Source organism: Mesorhizobium sp. M0761, assembly GCF_040320205.1.
Lineage (GTDB): Bacteria > Pseudomonadota > Alphaproteobacteria > Rhizobiales > Rhizobiaceae > Mesorhizobium.
The window spans coordinates 77,918-98,975 of record NZ_JAMYPF010000014.1 but is presented as its reverse complement, the minus strand read 5'-3'; the positions used below and the strand labels follow the sequence as shown (position 1 = coordinate 98,975).

The following is a 21,058-nucleotide window of genomic DNA, read 5'->3' as shown; positions in this document are numbered from 1 at the left end:
ATCCCGTCAAAGCGTCGCAGCACCCTCATGTTGTGAGAGCAGGGCTCTCGCTCTATTGGAAGAACCATGCTGTTCTGGGTCATAGCCGCAATCCTCACGCTAGGCGCAAGCCTGACGGTGCTGCTGCCGCTGACCAGTGGCGGCAAGGACGCTCCGACCAGCAGCGACCACGACCTCGAAGTCTATCGCGACCAACTGGCCGAGCTTGAGCGTGACGCCGCGCGCGGGCTGATCCAGCCGGCGGAAGCCGAGGAGGCGCGCACTGAGATCGCCCGCCGCATCCTTCGCCTGGGAGATGTTGGTCAAGCCAATGTCGGTCAAGCCGATGCGCCTGGCACGCGGCAGCCGTCAAAGGCGGCAAGGCTGGTGGCAACGGCTGCGGTACTGGCGGTCCCTCTGCTCAGCTGGGGCCTTTACAGCCAGCTCGGCTCGCCGGATCTGCCGTCGCAGCCGCTTGCCGAACGGCTGGCCAAGAATCCGGCCGATAGTTCGGTCGACGAGTTGGTGGCGCGCGCCGAGGCCCATCTTGCCGCCAACCCTGGCGATGGACGCGGCTGGGACGTGCTCGCCCCGATCTATCTGCGCCTGCAGCGCTTTCCCGATGCCGTGACCGCCTATCGCAATGCCATCCGCCTCGATGGCGACACGGCTGCCCGCGAGGCCGGTCTCGGCGAAGCGATCGCCAATGCGGCCGGCGGCATCGTTTCGGCCGATGCGCAATACGCTTTCGAACAGGCGCTAAAACTCGACCCGGGAAACGCGAAAGCCTCGTTCTATTTGGCGATGGCGCTGGCCCAGGAAGGCCACATACCCGAGGCAACCACGGCTTGGCAGAAAATGCTCGATTCCCTGCCGCAGGATTCGCCATGGCGCGGAGCTGTCCAACAGGCACTGGCCGAGGCCGCCAACCGCAGCGTCGCGTCAGGAGAGCCCGCCAAAGGCCCCGACGCCGCAGCCGTCGATGCCGCCTCGTCGATGGCGCCGCAGGACAGGCAGGCCATGATCGAAACCATGGTCGCCGGCCTCGACGAAAAATTGCGGCAAAATCCGCGCGACACGGAAGGATGGATGCGGCTCATTCGTTCCTATGTTGTGCTGGGCAAGGCCGACCAGGCGCGCGACGCGCTGCATCGCGGTATTGCCGTGTTTGGCGCCGACAGTGAGGAAGCGAAGAAATTCACCGCCTTTGCCGCCTCGCTCGGCCTGACGGCGACGGAGTAGGACATGACGCGCAAGCAGAAGCGATTGTCGGTGATTGTCGGAGGTCTTGCCTTCCTCGGCGCCGCCACCGGGCTGACCTTCTATGCGTTGGGCCAGAAGGCCTCCTATTTCTATATGCCCGCCGATCTGACCACCGCCAGCTTGCAGCCGGGACAGCGCATCAGGCTCGGCGGCCTCGTCGAAAAGGGCACGGTCGTGCGCGGGCAGGGCGCGACGGTTGCGTTCTCGGTCACCGACACGCACAAATCGGTCAAGGTCAGCTATACCGGCATCCTGCCCGATCTGTTCCGCGAGGAGCAGGGCGTCATCACCGAAGGCAGCTTTGGCGCCGACGGCGTTTTCGTCGCCGACAGCGTGCTGGCCAAGCATGACGAGCGCTACATGCCCAAGGAAGTCGCTGACGGGCTGAAGGCCAAGGGCGTGTGGCAAGAGAGCAAGAGCCAGTAATGGTTGAGACCGGACACTTCGCGCTCGTCCTCGCCTTTGTGCTGTCGCTGGTGCAGACGCTGGTGCCGCTGATCGGCGCCCGTACCGGCAACCAGAGGCTGATGGCTGTCGGCGGTCCCGTCACGGTCACAGGCTTCGCGCTCACGGCGCTATCGTTCGCAGCACTCGCCGGCGCCTATGCAAGTTCCGATTTCTCGGTGGCGAGCGTGTGGGAAAACTCGCATTCGCTGCAGCCGCTGATCTACAAGATCACCGGAACCTGGGGCAATCACGAAGGCTCGATGCTGCTCTGGGTGCTGATCCTGACCTTCTTCGGTGCGCTGGTCGCTGTCTTCGGCTCCAACCTTCCGGCGACGCTGCGCGCCAATGTGCTGGCCGTGCAGGGGGCTATCGGCGCCACCTTCTTCCTGTTCATTCTGGCGACATCCAATCCGTTCACCCGGCTCAATCCGGCGCCGATCGAGGGCCGCGATCTCAACCCGGTCCTGCAGGATCTTGGCCTCGCCATCCATCCGCCGCTGCTCTATCTCGGCTATGTCGGGTTCTCCATCTGCTTTTCCTTCTCGGTCGCCGCCCTCATCGAAGGCCGCATCGATGCCTCCTGGGCGCGCTGGGTGCGGCCGTGGACGCTGGTCGCCTGGATGTTCCTCACCGGCGGCATCGCGATGGGCTCCTACTGGGCCTACTACGAGCTCGGCTGGGGCGGCTTCTGGTTCTGGGATCCGGTCGAAAACGCCTCCTTTATGCCGTGGCTGGCCGGCACGGCTCTTCTGCATTCGGCGATCGTCATGGAGAAGCGTTCGGCGCTCAAGATCTGGACGCTGCTGCTTGCCATCCTCACCTTCTCGCTGTCGCTGCTCGGCACCTTCCTGGTGCGCTCCGGCGTGCTGACCTCGGTGCATGCTTTCGCCACCGATCCGACCCGCGGCATCTTCATCCTGTGCATTTTGACGCTGTTCATCGGCGGCTCGCTGGCCCTGTTTGCGCTGCGCGCCTCGCGGCTGACGGCCGGCGGCCTGTTCCACCCGATCTCGCGCGAAGGCGCACTCGTCCTCAACAATCTGTTCCTGACCACGGCCACGGCCACCGTGCTGGTCGGCACGCTCTATCCGCTGGCGGTCGAAGCGCTTTCGGCCGGCAAGATCTCAGTCGGCGCCCCCTTCTTCAACCTGACATTCGGCCCGCTGATGGTGCCGCTGCTGGTCGTGGTTCCGTTCGGGCCGCTGCTAGCCTGGAAGCGCGGCGACCTCTATGCCGTCGCTCAGCGCCTGATGGCGGCTTTCGGCGCCGCTCTCCTGGCGATGCTGGTCACGGGGCTGTTCATCGACGGCGCGTCGGTGTTCGCCGCCCTTGGTGTCGGCCTCGCCTGCTGGCTGGTCTGCGGCGCGCTTACCGACCTCGCCGTCAAGTCCGGCTTTGGCAATGTGTCGCCCGCCATCATGCTGCGCCGTTTCGCCGGCCTGCCGCGTTCGGTGTTCGGCACTGCACTTGCCCATCTCGGCCTCGGGCTGACGACGCTCGGCATTGTCGGCACGCTGTGCTTCGGCACCGAAAGGATACTGTCGATGCATGCCGGCGAGAGCGTCGAACTCTCCGGCCACACGCTGCGTTTCGACGGCCTCTTCCCGGCGCAGGGTCCGAATTACAGCGAGCAGCGCGGCCGCTTTTCCCTGATCGGCGCCGGTGGCGGCGTTTCAGCCGAGATCACCTCGGCCAAGCGCTTCTTTCCGGTGCGGCAGACGACGACGACCGAATCCGGCATCGAGACGATCGGCTTCAGCCAGCTCTATCTGTCGCTGGGCGATGAAGGCACCGATGGATCCGTCGTGGTGCGCCTGTGGTGGAAGCCGCTGGTGACGCTGATCTGGGGCGGAGCTCTGGTGATGATGGCGGGAGCCGCAATGTCGCTGCTCGACCGTCGCCTGCGGGTTGGCGCACCCTCGCGCCGCCGCAAGCAGGCAGCCTCCATGCCGTCGGCAGGCGCGCCGTGAGCACCAGGTTCTCGTTGGCCTCGCTCACCCTGCTTCTGGCGCTGCTGTTTGCCGGCGCGGCGCAAGCGGTGAAACCGGACGAGGTTCTCACCGATCCGGCGCTCGAGGCGAGGGCGCGGCTGCTGTCGGAAGGCCTGCGCTGCATGGTCTGCCAGAACCAGTCCATCGACGAATCCGATGCAGACCTCGCCCGCGACCTGCGCATCCTGGTGCGCCAGCGCCTGGTTGCCGGCGATACCGACCAGCAGGTGATGGACTATATCGTGTCGCGCTACGGCGAGTTCGTGCTGTTGAAGCCGCGCTTCAGCCCGCGCAACGCCTTGCTGTGGGGCACGCCGGTGCTTCTGCTTCTGGTCGGCGGCATTTTCATTGTGCTGACCACACGCTCCCGCCGCTCGTTGGCAACCAAGGCGCTGAGCGCCGAGGAACAGGCGGCGCTGGACAAGATGCTGAGCGACTAGCTCGGCCATTCCTCCAAAGGCCAGTCCCGCGACGTGTGGATGGCGCGCAGGATAACAATGCTCTGACGGCCGGCGACCAGGCGCAATTCATAGGCAATGATGTAGGGCAGGCGGCCGATGGGCTTCTCATAAGTGCCTGTTACCCGGCCAGGTCGGCCCGTCGCCATATCACCAAGGCCCCGGCCCATTTCACGGATACGGTCCGCGAGGCGTCGGGCGGCGGCAGGATTGTCCTGAGCGATAAAGGCAACTTGCTGCGTGAGATCGTCCAGCGCTTCTCGCGACCAGGTGACGAACCGCTTCACGCCTTGCCTGCGCGCCTGGCTTTCGCTGCTTCGATCACCGCGTCGAGCTCCGCCATGGCGTCGTCGTGGGGCACGACACGGCCAGCCTCTGCGTCGGCCATGCCACGTTTTATGCCTTCGATGATATCCAGCTCGCGATCGACATAGGCTGAGACCGCCTCGGCGGCGAGGAACGATTTACTACGCCTGGTATCGGTAGCGATCTGCTCCAGCTTCAGCTTGGTCTCGGACGAGACTCGAATGGTCATGGTGGTGCTTGCTGTCATTGTGAAAGCCTTGTGCTGAGTTGTGTACACCATAGGGCAGCAGGCGAGCGCAACCAAGCGATTTGTGCGACCGCCCAACATTACAAAACTTTCATGCACCGGAAATGGCGCCGTAATGTGCGCCTCTCTATTTCTCTTGTCCGAGGATGCTCTGCCTGAGCCGCATCCAGTGAAAAGAGGATACGAGACCCATGACTATCGCCCCCAACCCATATTCCCGCACCCGCAAACGCCTGTTGGCCGCCGCCGCTTCGCTGGCCATTGCCGGCGGCATCGGTTTCGGCGCCGTTGCCACTGGTACAGCTCCCGTTCTGGCCGACGCCGTGCGGGTCGAAGCGCCCCAGGTGCCGGGCTTTGCCGATGTCGTCGAGCGCGTTTCGCCGGCCGTGGTCAGCGTCAAGGTCAAGGCCAAGATCGAGCCTGCCGCCGATGACGGCTCCGACCAGTCCGACGATCCGGACGGCATGAACAACCTGCCCGACAATCCGCAGCTGCGCCAGTTCTTCAAGCAATTCCGCGGCTTTGGTGATCAGAACGGCCATGACGGCGGCAATCGTCGCTTCAGCCACCGCGACCATAACAACGACCAGCCGCGTCCGGTGGCGCAGGGTTCTGGCTTCTTCATCTCCGATGACGGCTATCTCGTCACCAACAACCATGTCGTCGAGGAAGGCTCCGCCTTCACAGTGGTGATGAATGACGGCAAGGAGCTTGACGCCAAGCTGGTCGGCACCGATCCGCGCACCGATCTGGCGGTGCTCAAGGTCGATGGCGTCGGCAAGTTCACCTATGTCGATTTCGCCGACGATTCCAAGGTTCGCGTCGGCGACTGGGTGGTGGCCGTCGGCAATCCGTTCGGCCTCGGCGGCACCGTCACCGCCGGCATCGTCTCGGCCCGTGGCCGTGATATCGGCGCCGGTCCCTACGACGACTTCATCCAGATCGACGCCTCGGTCAACCGCGGCAATTCGGGCGGCCCGACCTTCAACCTCAACGGCCAGGTCGTCGGCATCAACACCGCGATCTTCTCGCCGTCGGGCGGAAGCGTCGGCATCGCCTTCGACATTCCGGCCTCGACCGCCAAGCAGGTGGTGCAGGATCTGATGAAGAGCGGCTCGGTGCAGCGTGGCTGGCTCGGCGTCGAAATCCAGCCGGTTACATCGGACATCGCCGAATCGCTGGGCCTGAAGTCGCAGAACGGGGCTCTGGTTTCGGGCGCCCAGGACGGTGGCCCCGGCAAGAAGGCCGGCATCACCGCCGGTGACGTGATCACCCAGGTCGAAGGCAAGGACGTCGCATCGCCGAAGGAACTGGCTCGTCTGATCGGCGCCTACCCACCCGGCAAGTCGGTCGACGTCACGGTGTGGCGCGACGGCAAGAGCCAGACCATCAAGGTCGATCTCGGCACGTTGCCATCCACCGACAAGCAGGCCTCGGCCGACCCGCAGCAGCCCGCGGCACCGGCAAAGCCCGCCGCGCTGGCCGATCTCGGCCTCACCGTCACCAAGTCGGAAAACGGCAAGGGCCTGGTGGTGACCGATGTCGATCCCGACAGCGATGCCGCCGACCGCGGCATCCAGCCCGGCGATGTCATCACCTCGGTCAACTCGACGGAGGTGAACGGCACCGACGACGTCGCCAAGGCGATGGCCGATGCGGTCAAGTCCGGCCGCAAGGCGGTGCTGATGCAGATCACCCGCGACGATTCAAACCGCTTCGTCGCGCTGCCAGTCGCCAAAGGCTGACATCACACAGTTTCCAGTGCGGCGGTTTCAACACCCCCGAGCCGCCGCACGGGAAGCAAGGGGCCGAACGCGTTAGTCAGTCATCGTGTTCTGCCCCCGGCGGCAGCGGGCCCCCATCGCCCGCTGCCGCTCTAACAGCGGAGCATGTCGCCCAAAAGTGCACTGCGGTTTTGGCAAAACGACATGCTTGAACGAAAGCTTTTGCGCTCATGGCGGCCCCTCAATCTTCCGGCGAAATCGCGTATAACGGCTCTATGAAGATTCTCGTCATAGAAGACGATCGCGAGGCGGCCGACTATATGCAGAAGGCCTTTGCCGAGGCTGGGCACACCGCCCATGTCGCCGGCGACGGCGAAACCGGCTTTGCGCTGGCCGATGCCGGCGACTATGACGTGATGGTCGTCGACCGCATGATGCCACGCCGCGACGGGCTCTCCGTCATTGCCGGCCTGCGCTCGCGCGGCAACACCACGCCGGTGCTGATCCTGTCGGCGCTGGGCGAAGTCGATGACCGCGTCACCGGTCTGCGCGCCGGCGGGGACGACTATCTGACCAAGCCCTATGCATTTTCCGAATTGCTCGCCCGCGTCGAGGTGCTGAACCGCCGCGCCAGCGCCAGGGAGGCCGAAACCGTCTACAGGGTCGGCGATCTCGAGCTTGACCGGCTGTCCCATTCGGTCAAGCGCGCGGCGCGCGAGATCACGCTGCAGCCGCGCGAATTCCGCCTGCTCGAATATCTGATGCGCCATGCCGGCCAGGTGGTGACGCGCACCATGCTGCTCGAAAATGTCTGGGACTATCATTTCGATCCGCAGACCAACGTCATCGACGTTCACGTCTCGCGCCTGCGTGGCAAGATCGAGAAGGGTTTCGACAAGCCGATCCTGCATACGGTTCGCGGCGCCGGCTATATGCTGAAGAGCGGCTAGAGCATGATCCCAAAAAGTGGGTACCGGTTTTTGGAGAAGATCATGCTCCAACAAAGGGGTAGGTCATGATGAGATTTCAGCCAAATCTCATCATGAGCTAGAACTCGATGGCCCTTTCCCTGCCGGCCATCATGAGGACGACGGCGGCGCGGCTTTCAGCGCTTTATTTCCTGCTTTTCGCGCTATGTGCCGTGTTGCTGGTCTTCTACATGACGTCGTTGTCGGCCCGCATGCTGACCGGCCAGACCCAGCAGACCATCAATGACGAGGTGCTCGGCCTCGCCCGTGCCTATCAGAGCGGCGGCCTGCCGCGGCTGGTGCGCGTCGTCGAGCAGCGCTCGCGCCAGCCCGGCGCCAACCTCTATCTCATTGCCGACGTCAACGGCCAGATCCTCACCGGCAACGTGCAGAGCCTGGCACCGGGGGTGCTCGAGACCGATGGCTGGACGACCGAGCCCTTCTCCTATCGCCGTTTCGGCGAAGGTGAGCTCGAACGGCAGCGCAACCAGGCTGCTGACCCGAACGGCGCGGAGCCCGGCGAGAGCGAAATTCAGTCCGAGGGCGAGAAGGGCCACAACGCCATCGCGCTGGTGCTGCGGCTGCCCAACCAGATGATCATGCTGGTCGGCCGCGATCTCGGCGAGCCCGAGCGCTTCCGCGCCGTCGTCCGCCGCGCCCTGATGCTGGCGCTGGGCATGATGGGCCTGGGCGGGCTGCTGATCTGGTTCCTTGTCGGCCGCGCCGCGCTGAAGCGCATCGACAGCGTCTCGGAGGCAAGCCGCCGCATCATGGGCGGCGATCTCACGGGACGGCTGCCGGTGACCGGCGCCGGTGATGAGTTCGACCGCCTGTCGGAAAACCTCAACACCATGCTGGCCAGGATAGCGACGCTCAACGAAGGGCTGAAGCAGGTCTCCGACAACATCGCCCATGATTTGAAGACGCCGCTGACCAGACTGCGCAACCGCGCCGAGGCGACACTTTCGGGCAAGCACAAGACCACCGACTACCGGCAGGCGCTGGAAGGCACCATCGCCGAATCCGACCAGCTGATAAAAACCTTCAACGCCATCCTGATGATCTCCAGGCTGGAGGCCGGCTATTCCTCGGAGAGCACCAGCAAGGTCGATCTCGCCGCCGCGGTGCATGACGTTGTCGAGCTTTATGAGCCGGTCGCGGAGGAGGCTGGCGTGGTGCTTGAAACTGCCGCGGACGGGAATTTTTCCGTCGATGGCAACCGCGAGCTGATCGGCCAGGCACTGTCGAACATCGTCGACAACGCCATCAAATACTCGACCGATGCGACGGAAAAGCCTGCCGTGCGCGTAGCCCTGCAGCGCGTTGGTCACGAAATCCGCCTTTCCGTTTCCGACAATGGCCATGGCATCCCCGACGATGCCGACCGCGCCAGGGCGACCGAGCGCTTCGTGCGGCTGGAAAAGAGCCGCTCGCAGCCGGGATCCGGCCTTGGTCTCAGCCTCGCCAAGGCGATCATGACTTTTCACAATGGCCGGCTTGAACTTCTGCCTGCCAATCCCGGATTGTCCGTTATCATGAGCTTCCCGGGGCGGGAGGACCATTGATGGCGGTGCGGATGGCGCAGAAACGGATCGAGACCGAATGGCGCCTGCAACTGGCGGCGCAGCTCGCGCCGCTGGATGAGACCCGCGCCCGGCGTGAACTGTCGGAGATCGCTGGCGATGCCAAGGACGAGAACCTGCCGCGGCTGGCGAAATTCCTAGGAGGCAAGGGCGCGGCCCAGGAGTTTCTCGCTGCCGTCTTCGATCTCTCGCCTTTCCTCCGCGATGTCGCGCGCCGCCGGCCGCAAATCCTCGACGCGCTGTTCGATGGCAGTGTCGAGGCTCGGCTGCTCGCCATCGCCGAAGCGATCGGCAAGGCCGCCTTTTCCGAGACCGTTTCCGAATCCAGCCTGATGATGGAACTCAGGCAGTGGAAGGGTGAAGCTCACTTCCTGATCGCACTTGCAGACCTCTCCGGCGAGGCCGATGCAGCGCTGACGGTAAGGCGCCTCAGCAATCTCGCCGATGCCTGCACCTGCGCGGCGGTCGACTTCCTGCTGCGCGAGGCGCACAGCCAAGGCAAGCTCAAATTGCCCGATCCCGAAAATCCGTCACGGCAATCCGGCTGGATCGTGCTCGGCATGGGCAAGCTTGGCGCGCATGAACTGAATTTCTCCTCCGACATCGACCTCGTCGTCTTCTTCGATCCGGATGCGCCGGCAATCGTCGATCCGCTCGACGCCACAGAGCTGTTTGCGCGCCTGACCCGCAGGCTGGTCCGCATCCTGCAGGACCGCACCGGGCACGGCTATGTCTTCCGCACCGATTTGAGGCTTCGTCCCGATCCAGGCTCGACGCCGCTGGCGATCCCGGTCGAGGCAGCACTTCGCTACTATGAGGCGCGCGGCCAGAACTGGGAGCGCGCCGCCATGATCAAGGCGCGTCCCGTGGCCGGCGATCTCGATGCCGGGGATGCGTTCCTGCGGGAATTGCAGCCCTATGTCTGGCGCAAATACATGGACTATGCGGCGATCGCCGACGTTCATTCGATCAAGCGCCAGATCCATGCCCACAAGGGTCATGGCGAGATCGCGGTCAAAGGACACAACGTCAAGCTCGGCCGCGGCGGCATTCGCGAAATCGAGTTCTTCGTCCAGACCCAGCAACTGATCGCCGGCGGCCGTTTTCCGGAGCTGCGCGGCCGCGAGACGGTGCCGATGCTGAGGGCGCTGGCGGCTCGCAACTGGATCACCGCCGATGCCCGCGGCGCGCTCACCCGCCAATACTGGTTCCTGCGCCGCGTCGAGCACGCCATCCAGATGGTCGCCGACGAGCAGACACATATTCTGCCCGACGATGATGAAGGGCTGGAACGCATCGCCCATATGCTGGGCTTTGCCGATGCCGCCAGATTTGCCGAAACCTTTCGCGCGGCTTTGCACGAGGTCGAGCGCCATTACGCCGCGCTGTTCGAGACCGCGCCTGAATTGTCGGCCGGCGTCGGCAATCTGGTCTTCACCGGCGATGTCGACGATCCCGACACGCTGCAGACCTTGCACGGCCTTGGCTTCCAGCGGCCAAGCGACATCTGCCGCGTGATTCGAGGCTGGCATTTCGGCCGCTATCGCGCCACCCAGTCGGCGGAAGCGCGCGAGCGGCTGACCGAACTGACGCCGGCGCTGCTCAAAGCCTTCGGCCAGACGCGCCGGGCCGACGAGGCGCTGGTTCGCTTCGATGAACTCCTCGCCGGCCTGCCCGCCGGCATCCAGCTGTTTTCGCTGCTGCAGTCGAATCCCGCTCTGCTGAAGCTTATGGCGACGATCATGGGCGCCGCGCCTCGGCTGGCGGCAATCATCACAAGGCGCCCGCATGTCTTCGACGGTCTGCTCGACCCGGCGCTGCTCACCGAACTGCCCAACCGCGCCTATCTCTCAGCGCGGTTGGCCGCTTTCATCGATGGCGACAGGCCCTACGAGGATGTGCTTGACCGGCTGCGCATCTTTGCCTCCGAGCAGAAATTCCTGATCGGTGTCAGGCTGCTCGCCGGCTCGATCGACCCGGCGCGCGCCGGCCGCGCCTTTTCCGATCTCGCCGACCTCACCATCGACGCCGCATTGCAGGCGGTGACCACCGAATTCGCGCTGCGCCACGGCGGTATCGCCGGCGGCACCGTGTCGCTGCTCGGCATGGGCAAACTCGGCAGCCGCGAGCTCACCGCCGGCTCCGATGTCGACCTCATTCTGCTCTACGACCACGACGCGAATGCCGACGAGTCCGACGGCGACAAGCCGCTCGCACCATCGCACTACTATACCAGGATGACGCAGCGGCTGATCGCGGCTGTCTCGGCGCCGACCGCCGAAGGCGTTCTCTACGAGCTCGACCTGCGCTTGCGGCCATCCGGCAACAAGGGGCCGGTGGCCACCCACATCGATGCCTTCAAGAAATACCAGCGCCAGGAGGCCTGGACCTGGGAGCACATGGCGCTGGCCCGGGGGCGCGCCATCGGCGGCGACGCGGCCCTTTGCGCCGAGGTCGAGGCCGAGGTGGCGGCACTTCTGGCCTTGCCGCGCGACGCCGCCAAGGTGAGGGCGGAGGCATCCGAGATGCGCGCGCTGATCGAGAAGGAAAAATCGCCGCGCGATCTCTGGGACATCAAGCTCATCTCCGGCGGCCTCATCGACCTCGAATTCATCGCGCAGGTGGCGGTTATAACCGGGCAGGTCGAAGCCGGCCGCAGGGTGACCGCGACCGGCGAAATCCTGGCGCATCTGTCGCCGGGTTTCGCCGAGGCTGACGTCAGGCAGCAGCTTTGCGAAGCCTACCAACTCTATCTGGCGCTGACCCAGATGACGCGGCTTTGCCTCACCGGTGCATTCGAACGCGATGACGTTCCGCCGGGATTGTCGGATCTGCTTCTGGCGGTGACTGACCTGCCGGATTTCGGTGTGCTGGAAGCACATCTCAAGGAAACGTCGCAAAAGGTCAGAAAGGATTTCAACCTTTTGCTTCGTACGAAACGGTCGTGAGGGCGTGAAGCGTTGGCGGCTGTTTCGGATCGCATCGGGGGTGACGATGCAACAGGAGATACCCATGAGAAAGACAACCGGACTTGCCCTTGCCTTTGTCGCGCTTGCCGGCGCCGTTGGCACCACCGCCTATGCCGAGAACAATGCCAGCGCCAGAATGCGCGAGGGCGCGATGATGCGCCTCGACAAGGCGATGAAGGATTCCAACGGCACCATCAGCTTCGACCAGTTTTCCGACGCCATGAACGCGCGGCTGAAGAAGCTGGTCGCCGATAATGGCGGCAAGCTGACAGTCGCCCAGCTCGCTGACGCGCTGGAGAAGGCGCGGTTCGAGGAAATGGCCAAGCGCATAGTTGCCCGCTACGACAGCAAGGGCGACGGCACGCTGACCACGGACGACATCACCGGGCGCGAGAAGAAGGTGTTCGCCATGCTCGACCGCAACAATGACGGCAAGATCGAGCGCAACGAACTGCCAAAGAAAGGCCGCATGGGCCGCCACCACCAATGGGACGGCGGCGACGACAGCATGGAGTGAAATGGCGATATGTCTCCGGCGGCGAAAGCCGCCGGAGCCCTTACATGACCGGGGCTACTCAGTCCTTGAACGCGGCGGAGAGCACCGCTCGCATTGGCGGGCCGTCAGGCCGCCGCCTTCACCGCCAGCGCCGGCTTCTTCACCGGAATGCGCACCGACACGATCGTGCCGACGCCTTCGGTCGAGCGGATTTTCAGCGCGCCGCCCTGCAGCTCGGCCAGCGAGCGCGAGATGGCAAGGCCGAGGCCGGAGCCGGCGTGGTTCTTCGAAAACTGGTTCTGCACCTGTTCGAAGGGGCGGCCAAGCTTGCTCAGTGCCTCCTTCGGAATGCCGCAGCCATTGTCCTCGATGGTCAGCACCAGCGCGCCTGACGTGTTGCGGGCGCGCACCGAGATATGGCCGCCCCGGCCGGTGAACTTCACCGCATTCGACAGCAGATTGATGGCGATCTGCTTGATCGCCCGGCGGTCGGCGAACAGCGTCATCGTATCGGCGATGCGGGTTTCGACCGTGATCGATTTCTCCGCCGCCTGCAGCGAGATCACCCGCACCGTCTCGCGGATCAGCGGGCAGAGATCGATTTCCTCGCGGTCCACCGAGAATTGGCCGGCTTCGATCTTCGACATATCGAGTATGTCGTTGATGACGCCGAGCAGATATTTGCCGCTGCCGTTGATGTCGTTGGCATATTCCTCGTAGCGCGGCGAACCGAGCGGCCCGAACAGGCCTTGTTCCATCAGTTCGGAGAACCCGATGATGGCGTTGAGCGGCGTGCGCAGCTCGTGCGACATGTTGGCTAGGAATTCGGATTTGGCCCGATTGGCGGCCTCGGCGCGCTCGGTTTCCTTCATATATTCGCGGTTGAGCTCGACCAGTTCCTTGGCGCGCTCTTCCTCGGCCCGGCGGGCGAGGCTGAGGTCGTGGATGGTCGCCATCAGCCGGCGCTCGCTGTCGACCAGCTTTTCCTGGTGCAGCTTGATCTGGGTGATGTCGGAGCCGACGGAGACCGTGCCGCCGTCCCGGGTCCTCAGTTCGTTGACCTGCAGCCAGCGGCCGTCGGAGAGCTGCCGCTCGAAGGTTGCGCCCCCTTGCGGCCCGTTGGTGTTGGCCAGCCGCCGTTCAGAGGCGAAGGCAAGCATGCGCTCTTCAAGCACGGCGCGCGCAGCGCCCGGCATGACGTCGCGGTCCGACAGGCCGTTGTCCTTCTGGTATTTGGAATTGCACATGATCAGGCGCTGGGCGGCATCCCACAGCACGAAGGATTCGTTGATGTTTTCGATCGCGGTCCGCAGGCGCAGGTCGGCCGCCTCCGAGCGCAGCGCCAGATGCCGCTGCTCGGTGACGTCGACGGCAATGCCGATCAGCTGGATCTCAGGCGCTTCCGGGTCGATCACCTGGGCCCTGGCGCGCATCCATACCCACTGGCCGTCGGCGTGACGCATCCGGAACACCTGGTCGATATGGTCGATCTCGCGCTCGACGATTTTGTTGGCGAGCTCGAACAGGTCGCCGTCTTCGGGGTGGATGATGTCGTCGACCTCGCCGAACGACAGCATCGAGTTGCAGGGCTCGTAGCCCAGCATGTCGTACATCGAGCGCGACCAGTACATCTTGCCGCGCACCATGTCCCAGTCCCACAGGCCGCAGCGACCGCGCACCAGCGCCATGTCGATGCGCTGATGGGCTTCGAGATAGATGCGGTCGGCTGTCTGAGCGCGCGATGCCTGGCCGAAATAGGCGTAGAGGATGATGATCAGCACGCCGGCTGTCAGCACAAACAGCGTGACGTTGAGCGAGACGGTCTTGCGCCAGCTGTCGAACACCGCTTCCTGCGGCACCAGCACGGCGGCGGCGTTCTTGCGGTCCCGGGTCAGGCTCACCGCCGCGTACCAGTCCTGGCCGCCGATGCTGACATCCATGACCCCGGCGCGGTCGCCGAACATGAACAGCGGCTGGCCGTCCAGCACCAGGCTGTCCAGCGATCGCCCTTGCCAGCCGGTCGACAGCGGCGAGACGGCAATGATCTTGAAGGCGCTGTCGGTGATCACAAGCACATGGCTTCTGCCCATGGCGCCCTGGCGGCTCGTGCTTTCCAGAAGATCAATTGCACCGCTGGATGCCGCGGTCGGGTCGGCCGAGATTGCGTTCGCCATCTGGCCGGCGGCGAGACCCAGCACCGCCTTGACGTCGCGCTCGGCCTCGTCGCGCTCGTTCATCAGCGACAGCACGCGCAGTGCGGCGATGACGATCAGGAAGATGATGATGAGAGCCGGTATCGAACGGCGCAGAAGGGGTTCGGCAGCCAGGAGCCGCCGGTAGGCTGGTTCAGCGATGAGCCGCGTATTGCCGGCGAGGCCGTCGCCTCGCGCCTTGCGCCGCTCAAAAGCCGTCCCTTCGGGCGCGCCCCACGCGTCCGCCTTGGCCATAAATGGCACTCCCCGAATTTCCGTACGCTTGACGATCCGGCAACACCGCACGTCCGAATCGTCTGTAAAGAATCAAAGGTGATTCGCCTTGTCCAGAGGCGCGGCCGAAAAACATTAAAAATTGATTGAAATAACGCTGAAATCCCTCCTTGAGGCGAGAGTGGCCCGAAGGGCCGGGTGGGGTCCTCGGCGAAGCGCTCGACTCTCTCAATCACGGTCGAAGTTGGTCGAGGTCGCGCACTGCCGCAACGACCCCACCCGTCCATCCGCCTTCGGCGGCTGTCCACCGTTCCCTCAAGGGGGAGGGATCAGGCTAGCGTTCGCTCCACAATATCCCGCAAATCCGCCGACAGGTTCTCGGCACCGGCGATCGCCAGCAGCGCTTCCCTGGCCTGAGCTTGCCTGCCCGGCTCCAGCGAGCGCCACGAGCGCAGCGCTGTCGCCAGCCTGGCCGCCACCTGCGGATTGCGTTTTTCAACCTCGAGTACGGTCTGGGTAAAAAACCGGTAGCCTTGGCCATCGGCTCGGTGGAAGCCGGTCTGGTTGGCGCTGGCGAATGTGCCGACCAGCGAGCGCACCCGGTTCGGATTGGCCATCGAGAAAGCTGCGTGACCAGTCAGCTCGCGTACCGTGTCGACTGTCCGGCGTCCCGGCACGCTGGCCTGGATCTGGAACCATTTGTCCATGACCAGCGGATCGGCGCCATAACGCGCCTCGAAATCGGCCAGCGCCTTGGTCGCCTCCGGCGAACCGTCATGGCGGTGCGCAAGGACGGTCAGCGCTGCGGCGCGGTCGGTCATGTTGGTCGCGGTTTCGAAATGCCGGGCGGCGAGCGCAGCACCTTTCGGCAGCAGCGAGAGGTAGTCGAGCAGGATGTTGCGCAGCGCGCGGCGTCCCGCACTTGCCGCGTCGGGGCTGAACGGCCCGTCGCCGGCGAGGCGGCCGTATAGGTCGGTGAACGTTTGCTGATTGGCGCGCGCGATTGCCAGCGCCAACGCCTCGCGAGCGGCAAAGATGGCGTCGGGATCGATGTTCGTGCCGATGTCGCGGGCAATGTCGGCCTCGCCCGGAAGTGACAGCGCCAGCGCCCGGTAGGCAGGTTCCAGGGTCTCGTCGCCGGCGATCTTGCCGGCAAGTCCGGTCAGCCTGGCGGTGAAAGCCGGCTTCGCGCCGCCGAGGATCTGGCGGAAGCCCGCTATCAGCGCATCGGTGAGCAGCGTGTTGAACGCCTGCCAGCGCGCGAAGGCATCGCTGTCATGGCCGGCGAGGAAGAACTGGTCGTCGGCCTTCTGCTCGACCGAAAGTGTGATCGGCGCCGAAAAGCCGCGATTGAGCGACACCGCCGGCCGCTCGGCGACGCCTGAGAAGCGCACCATATGTCGGCGCTTGCGGATATGGATGACACCGTCTTCGACGGTGGCGCCTTCGACGCCGCCATAGGCGACCGGTTCGCCGCCGGCGCCGACCAAGCCAAAGGCGAGCGGAATGTGCATCAGGCGCTTGCGGCTCTCCGACGGTGTCGGCGGCACCGACTGCTCGATCTCGAGCGTAAACTCGCGCGTCGCCGGATTGTGCGTCGAACTGACGGTCAGGTTCGGCGTGCCCGCCTGGTGATACCAGAGCGCGAACTGCGACAGGTCGCGCCCGGAGACGTCCTCGAACACCTTCAGGAAGTCCTCGATCGTCGCGGCCTCGCCATCATGGCGCTCGAAATAGAGGTCCATGCCGGTGCGGAAAGCCTCGGCCCCGAGGATAGTGCGGATCATGCGCACGACTTCCGAGCCTTTTTCGTAGACGGTCGCCGTGTAGAAATTGTTGATCTCGCGGTAGCGGCGCGGCCGCACCGGATGCGCCAGCGGTCCCTGGTCCTCGGGGAACTGGTGTGCCCTCAGCGTGCGCACTTCGGCGATGCGCTTGACCGCGCGCGAGCGCTGGTCGGCGGAGAATTCATGGTCGCGAAAGACCGTCAGCCCTTCCTTAAGGCAGAGCTGGAACCAGTCGCGGCAGGTGATCCTGTTGCCGGTCCAGTTGTGGAAATACTCATGCGCGATGATCGCCTCGATATTGGCGAAATCGGCATCGGTGGCGGTTTCCCGGTCGGCCAGCACATACTTGTCGTTGAAGATATTGAGGCCCTTGTTCTCCATGGCCCCCATGTTGAAGTCGGAAACGGCGACGATGTTGAAGACGTCGAGGTCGTATTCGCGGCCGAAGGCCTGCTCGTCCCATTGCATCGAGCGCTTCAGCGCATCCATGGCGTAGCCGGCAAGCCCCTCCTTGCCTGGCTCGACATAGATGCCGAGTTCGACCTCGCGCCCGGACATGGTGACGAAACTGTCCGCAACCTTGCCGAGATTGCCGGCCACGAGCGCAAACAGATAGGACGGCTTGGGGAAAGGGTCGTCCCAGACTGCAAAGTGCCAGCCGTCGGCAAGCGCGCCGCTTTCGACCGGATTGCCGTTGGAAAGCAACAGCGGCGCTTCGTCCAGCCTCGCCTCGATACGCACGGTATAGACCGACAGGATGTCGGGGCGGTCGAGGAAATAGGTGATGCGGCGAAAGCCCTCGGCCTCGCATTGCGTGCAATAGACATTGCTGGAGCGGTAGAGGCCCATCAGCGCCTCATTGCTGGCCGGCGCGATCTCGGTCTCGAGCAGCAGCTGGAAACGGGCCGGCGGCCTCAAAATGGTCAGCTGGTCCGGCGTGGCGAGATACTCGGCCGGGGCAAGCTCGCGACCGTCGATGGCAATGCGCTTGAGCACCAGCCCGTCGCCGTCCAGCACCAGCGACGTCGAGGCGGCGGCGCCATCGCGGCGTTCGATCGTCAGCACTCCGGTGACACGCGTTGCGTCTGGCGAAAGGCGGAAGGTGAGGCCGGTTTGCGGGATGGAAAAGTCGTTGGGGCGGTAGTCTTCGAGCTTGAAGACCTGGCCGGTATCGGTTCGCATTCCCTTGGGTTTCCCTGTCGCTATCGGAGCCGCTGACGTGTCCTGGCCCATTAAATCTAAAGTTGCGCGCTCTTTACACGAAACGGCCACTCGACAAAACTGCGCCAATGCCTATTTCACGGCGTTCCCCTTCCATCTTCATCGCGAGGCCTTGATGACCGTCGTCACACCGAAATTCGGCATGGGTGCCTCTGTGCTGCGTCCTACGACACATATCTGGGCAACGATTCGGGAAGCGGCGGAGGCGTGACTTTAGGGCTGAGAGACGAGGCGGCAGGGAAACTGTCCGATCATCCAGGCCGTGTGCTGACCGGGATCATGCTCAAGGTGATGTCGGTGGCGGTCTTCGTCGGCATGCAAACCTGCATCAAGGCAGCCGGCACCTTGCCGGCCGGCCAGATCGTCTTCTTTCGCTCCTTCTTCGCCATCTTCCCGATCATTATCTTCCTGGCCTTCAGGAGAAAACTGGGTACGGCGTTTGCCACCAAACGTCCGCTGAACCACATTGCGCGCGGTGTCGTCGGCGTTTGCGCCATGGGGCTCGGCTTCTTCGCGCTGACCCGGCTGCCGCTGCCGGAGGCGATTACGCTGAACTATGCGCAGCCGTTGCTGGTGGTGGTGTTCTCCTCGCTTTTCCTCGGCGAGGCCATCCGCATCTATCGCTGGAGCGCGGTCGCGGTTGGTCTCGTCGGCGTGCTGATCATCTCCTGGCCGGAACTGACGCTGCTCACGTCGGGCGCCGCACTCGGCGACCAGGAGGTGCTGGGCGTCATCGCTGCTCTCTTCTCAGCGGCAATCTCCGCCAATGCCATCCTGCTCGTGCGCAATCTGGTTCAGACCGAACGGACAGCGACCATTGTGTTGTGGTTTTCGGCGACGGCGAGCGTCATGGCGCTGTTTTCGCTGCCTTTCGGCTGGCAGGCGCTGACGCTATTGCAGACCGGCCTTCTGGTCGCCGCAGGCTTCTGCGGCGGGCTGGCGCAGATCCTGATGACGGCAGCCTATCGCCACGCCGAGGCCTCGGTGGTGGCGCCGTTCGAATACACCTCGATGATCCTCGGTGTCGTCGTTGGCTATTTCGCCTTTGGCGATATCGCCACCATCAACACGCTCGTCGGCGGTGTGATCGTCGTTGCCGCCGGCATGTTCATCATCTGGCGCGAGCGCCAACTCGGCCTGGAACGCACCCGAACGCGCAAGGCAGCGCCACCACAGGGGTGAGGAGGTCCGCGGGGTTGGCTCAGTTAGCTTCCGCACGTTCCTTCGCCAGCCGCACCAGCACCGCTCGCGTCTGCTCGTCGGCCGGGAAGAAAGACTCGATCGCCAGTTCCGACAGCGTCACGTCAAGCGGCGTGCCGAAGACGGTGATGGTGCTGATGAAGGACAGCACCTGGTCGCCATGCGCCAGCCGCAGCGGATGGACGATGCCGTTGGGCTCGACCGGCACCGGCCGCGCACCCTTGAGCCCGGACGGATAGGTTCGCAATTCGCGCTCCAGCTCGACCAGGACGGGATCGCCGGCGGCATCGTTCTGGTGTTTCAGCCGCTCCAGCAGATGCGCCCGCCATTCCGCGAGATTGACGATGCGCGGTGCGATGCCGTTCGGGTGCAGGCTGAGGCGCAGCACATTGACCGGCGGCTGGAGCAGCGACGGGTCGGCAACATCGGCCAGAAACGGGCCGATGGCGGCATTGGCGGAAATCAGGTTCCAGTGCCGGTCGACGGCCAGGGCGGGGAACGGCTCATGCCCTTTGAGCACGCTCTCGACCGCGGCAAGCGCCGGCGCCAGCGTCGTATCTGTGAGTGGCCGCTCGCTGAAGCTCGGGGCAAAGCCGGCAGCCAGCAACAGCTGATTACGCTGCCGCAGCGGAATCTCAAGCTGCTCGGCCAGATGCAGCACCATCTCGCGCGAGGGCGCGGCGCGGCCGCTTTCGACGAAGGAGAGATGACGCTGGGAAATCTCAGCCTCCATTGCGAGATCAAGCTGGCTCATGCGCCGGCGCGTGCGCCATTCGCGGATCAGGCTGCCGGCGGAGGTTTGGGCTGTTGTCATGGGGGATGAGTAGGCCGGGGAGAGGCGTATTTCAATTACCTGGGAGGTCATTGGCGCGGTTCTCCCTTCTCCCCCTGTGGGAGAAGGTGGCCGAGCGAAGCTCGGTCGGATGAGGGGTGTTCCAGGGAACGCCAACGTCTCACTCCGCTGGAACACCCCCTCATCCGTCTCGGCGCTGCGCGCCGATCCACCTTCCCCCACAAGGGTGGAAGGAAGAGGCGCGCTTCACCCCACCTCCCGCAACTTCGCCTTCACCTCGAGAAAATCCCGCCAGGCCAGCTTCTTGTGCGCAGGGGTCCGCAAGAGATAGGCCGGATGCAGCGTCGGCATCGCCGGAATGGCGACACCGGAAGCCGTGGTGTGGACGCGCCAGTTGCCGCGCAGGCGCAAGATACCTTCGCTCGTGTTGAGCAAGGTCTTGGCCGAAGGGCCGCCGAGATTGACCAGCACCTTCGGATTGACCAGCTCGATCTGCCGCTCGATGAAGGGGCGGCAGATTTCGGTCTCGTGCGGCGTCGGCGTGCGGTTGCCGGGCGGCCGCCAGGGAATGACGTTGGCGATATAGACCGAAGTCCGGTCAAGCCCGATCGCCGCCAGCATGCGGTCGAGCAGCCGGCCCGAGCGGCCGGCGAAGGGCAAGCCCTCAATGTCCTCGTCGCGGCCGGGCGCCTCGCCGACCAGCATCACCGAACCCTCCGGATTGCCGTCGGCGAAGACCAGGTTCTTGGCGGTGAATTTGAGGTTGCAGCCATCGAACGACGCCATGTGCTGGCGCAGTTCGTCGAGCGTCGAGGCACTTGCCGCCATTTGCCGGGCCAGGGCCGCCTGTGCCTCGTCGGGCACCGTCGCCATGGCCGGAACGGAACGCGCCGGCGCGTCCGGCACCCGGCTTGCGTCCAGCCCGGGGCTGGCGGCGGCTTGTTCCGGAAACTTGTTTTCGCGAGGCGGCGCGGCAGGCGCCGTTGTGCGCTCGGGGCGCTTCGGTGCTGCCCCGGCAAACCGGTTCACCGGCGCGTCCTCCAACGCTTCGTCGACACCGGCAGAGGCGTAGAAGGCGAGCAACTCGGCCAGGTCGGATCGGTTGTTGGGGGAGGCGGCAGTCATACCGGGCACATTCGTCCGCCGAGAGACGATTTGCAAGGTTGGGCGGTTAGTAATCTCCCCCTCAAGGAGGGAGAT

17 protein-coding genes are annotated in these 21,058 nt (G+C 64.6%); 11 read left to right on the top strand and 6 right to left on the bottom strand.

Going from position 1 to position 21,058, the window contains the following annotated elements; all coding sequences use genetic code 11:
- Positions 1-66 precede the first annotated feature (66 nt).
- The 4 genes from ccmI to NKI32_RS21850 are packed head-to-tail and all read left to right on the top strand — an operon-like array spanning position 67 to position 4,120.
- The gene (gene ccmI / locus NKI32_RS21865) at positions 67-1,221 is read left to right on the top strand and encodes a c-type cytochrome biogenesis protein CcmI (protein ID WP_353003573.1); all 1,155 of its coding nucleotides are present in this window, start codon (positions 67-69) and stop codon (positions 1,219-1,221) included.
- A 3-nt stretch (positions 1,222-1,224) separates the two neighbouring features.
- Complete coding sequence (gene ccmE, locus NKI32_RS21860; RefSeq protein ID WP_023670179.1) at positions 1,225-1,668, top strand: cytochrome c maturation protein CcmE; 444 nt, start codon at positions 1,225-1,227, stop codon at positions 1,666-1,668.
- Positions 1,668-3,659: a heme lyase CcmF/NrfE family subunit gene (locus NKI32_RS21855; protein WP_353003571.1), complete on the top strand. Its 1,992-nt coding sequence runs from the start codon at positions 1,668-1,670 to the stop codon at positions 3,657-3,659. The genes ccmE and NKI32_RS21855 overlap by 1 nt, the downstream gene beginning before the upstream one ends.
- The gene (locus NKI32_RS21850) at positions 3,656-4,120 is read left to right on the top strand and encodes a cytochrome c-type biogenesis protein (RefSeq protein WP_023670181.1); all 465 of its coding nucleotides are present in this window, start codon (positions 3,656-3,658) and stop codon (positions 4,118-4,120) included. Before NKI32_RS21855 ends, NKI32_RS21850 begins: the two co-directional genes overlap by 4 nt.
- On the opposite strand, the gene NKI32_RS21845 is transcribed toward NKI32_RS21850, so the two are convergent.
- Complete coding sequence (locus NKI32_RS21845) at positions 4,117-4,425, bottom strand: type II toxin-antitoxin system RelE/ParE family toxin (protein WP_353003569.1); 309 nt, start codon at positions 4,423-4,425, stop codon at positions 4,117-4,119. The two genes, NKI32_RS21850 and NKI32_RS21845, sit on opposite strands and share 4 nt — an antisense overlap.
- The gene (locus NKI32_RS21840) at positions 4,422-4,691 is read right to left on the bottom strand and encodes a CopG family ribbon-helix-helix protein (protein ID WP_023684527.1); all 270 of its coding nucleotides are present in this window, start codon (positions 4,689-4,691) and stop codon (positions 4,422-4,424) included. The genes NKI32_RS21845 and NKI32_RS21840 overlap by 4 nt, the downstream gene beginning before the upstream one ends.
- A 191-nt stretch (positions 4,692-4,882) precedes the next feature.
- On the opposite strand from NKI32_RS21840, the gene NKI32_RS21835 reads away from it, so the two are divergent.
- The 5 genes from NKI32_RS21835 (at position 4,883) to NKI32_RS21815 (ending at position 12,452) form a co-directional block, all read left to right on the top strand.
- Positions 4,883-6,436 carry a Do family serine endopeptidase gene (locus NKI32_RS21835; protein WP_353003566.1) on the top strand — a complete coding sequence of 518 codons (1,554 nt, stop codon included), beginning with the start codon at positions 4,883-4,885 and terminating at the stop codon, positions 6,434-6,436.
- A 254-nt stretch (positions 6,437-6,690) separates the two neighbouring features.
- Positions 6,691-7,365: a response regulator transcription factor gene (locus NKI32_RS21830; RefSeq protein ID WP_023670185.1), complete on the top strand. Its 675-nt coding sequence runs from the start codon at positions 6,691-6,693 to the stop codon at positions 7,363-7,365.
- A 107-nt stretch (positions 7,366-7,472) separates the two neighbouring features.
- A complete protein-coding gene (locus NKI32_RS21825) occupies positions 7,473-8,948 on the top strand; it encodes a sensor histidine kinase (protein ID WP_353003564.1) in 1,476 nt (491 codons plus the stop codon).
- Positions 8,948-11,914 carry a bifunctional [glutamine synthetase] adenylyltransferase/[glutamine synthetase]-adenylyl-L-tyrosine phosphorylase gene (locus NKI32_RS21820; RefSeq protein ID WP_353003562.1) on the top strand — a complete coding sequence of 989 codons (2,967 nt, stop codon included), beginning with the start codon at positions 8,948-8,950 and terminating at the stop codon, positions 11,912-11,914. The genes NKI32_RS21825 and NKI32_RS21820 overlap by 1 nt, the downstream gene beginning before the upstream one ends.
- Before the next feature lie 64 nt (positions 11,915-11,978).
- Positions 11,979-12,452 (top strand): EF-hand domain-containing protein, encoded by a 474-nt coding sequence (locus NKI32_RS21815; protein WP_023702181.1) that lies wholly within the window; start codon positions 11,979-11,981, stop codon positions 12,450-12,452.
- Positions 12,453-12,556: 104 nt separating this feature from the next.
- Here NKI32_RS21815 and NKI32_RS21810 read toward each other — a convergent pair whose 3' ends face one another.
- Positions 12,557-14,878 carry a PAS domain-containing sensor histidine kinase gene (locus tag NKI32_RS21810; RefSeq protein WP_353003560.1) on the bottom strand — a complete coding sequence of 774 codons (2,322 nt, stop codon included), beginning with the start codon at positions 14,876-14,878 and terminating at the stop codon, positions 12,557-12,559.
- 308 nt (positions 14,879-15,186) lie between these two features.
- Entirely contained in the window at positions 15,187-17,826 is a 2,640-nt protein-coding gene (gene pepN / locus NKI32_RS21805; protein WP_353003558.1) for an aminopeptidase N, read from the bottom strand.
- Positions 17,827-17,863: 37 nt separating this feature from the next.
- On the opposite strand from pepN, the gene NKI32_RS21800 reads away from it, so the two are divergent.
- Positions 17,864-18,076, top strand: coding sequence for a hypothetical protein (locus NKI32_RS21800; RefSeq protein WP_352546225.1), 213 nt, complete (start codon positions 17,864-17,866; stop codon positions 18,074-18,076).
- 68 nt (positions 18,077-18,144) lie between these two features.
- Entirely contained in the window at positions 18,145-19,047 is a 903-nt protein-coding gene (locus NKI32_RS21795) for a DMT family transporter (RefSeq protein WP_352546229.1), read from the top strand.
- A 19-nt stretch (positions 19,048-19,066) separates the two neighbouring features.
- Here NKI32_RS21795 and NKI32_RS21790 read toward each other — a convergent pair whose 3' ends face one another.
- Both NKI32_RS21790 and NKI32_RS21785 read right to left on the bottom strand, forming a co-directional pair.
- Entirely contained in the window at positions 19,067-19,879 is an 813-nt protein-coding gene (locus tag NKI32_RS21790) for a helix-turn-helix domain-containing protein (RefSeq protein WP_353003554.1), read from the bottom strand.
- Positions 19,880-20,104: 225 nt separating this feature from the next.
- Complete coding sequence (locus tag NKI32_RS21785; RefSeq protein ID WP_353003553.1) at positions 20,105-20,983, bottom strand: uracil-DNA glycosylase; 879 nt, start codon at positions 20,981-20,983, stop codon at positions 20,105-20,107.
- Positions 20,984-21,058: the final 75 nt, after the last annotated feature.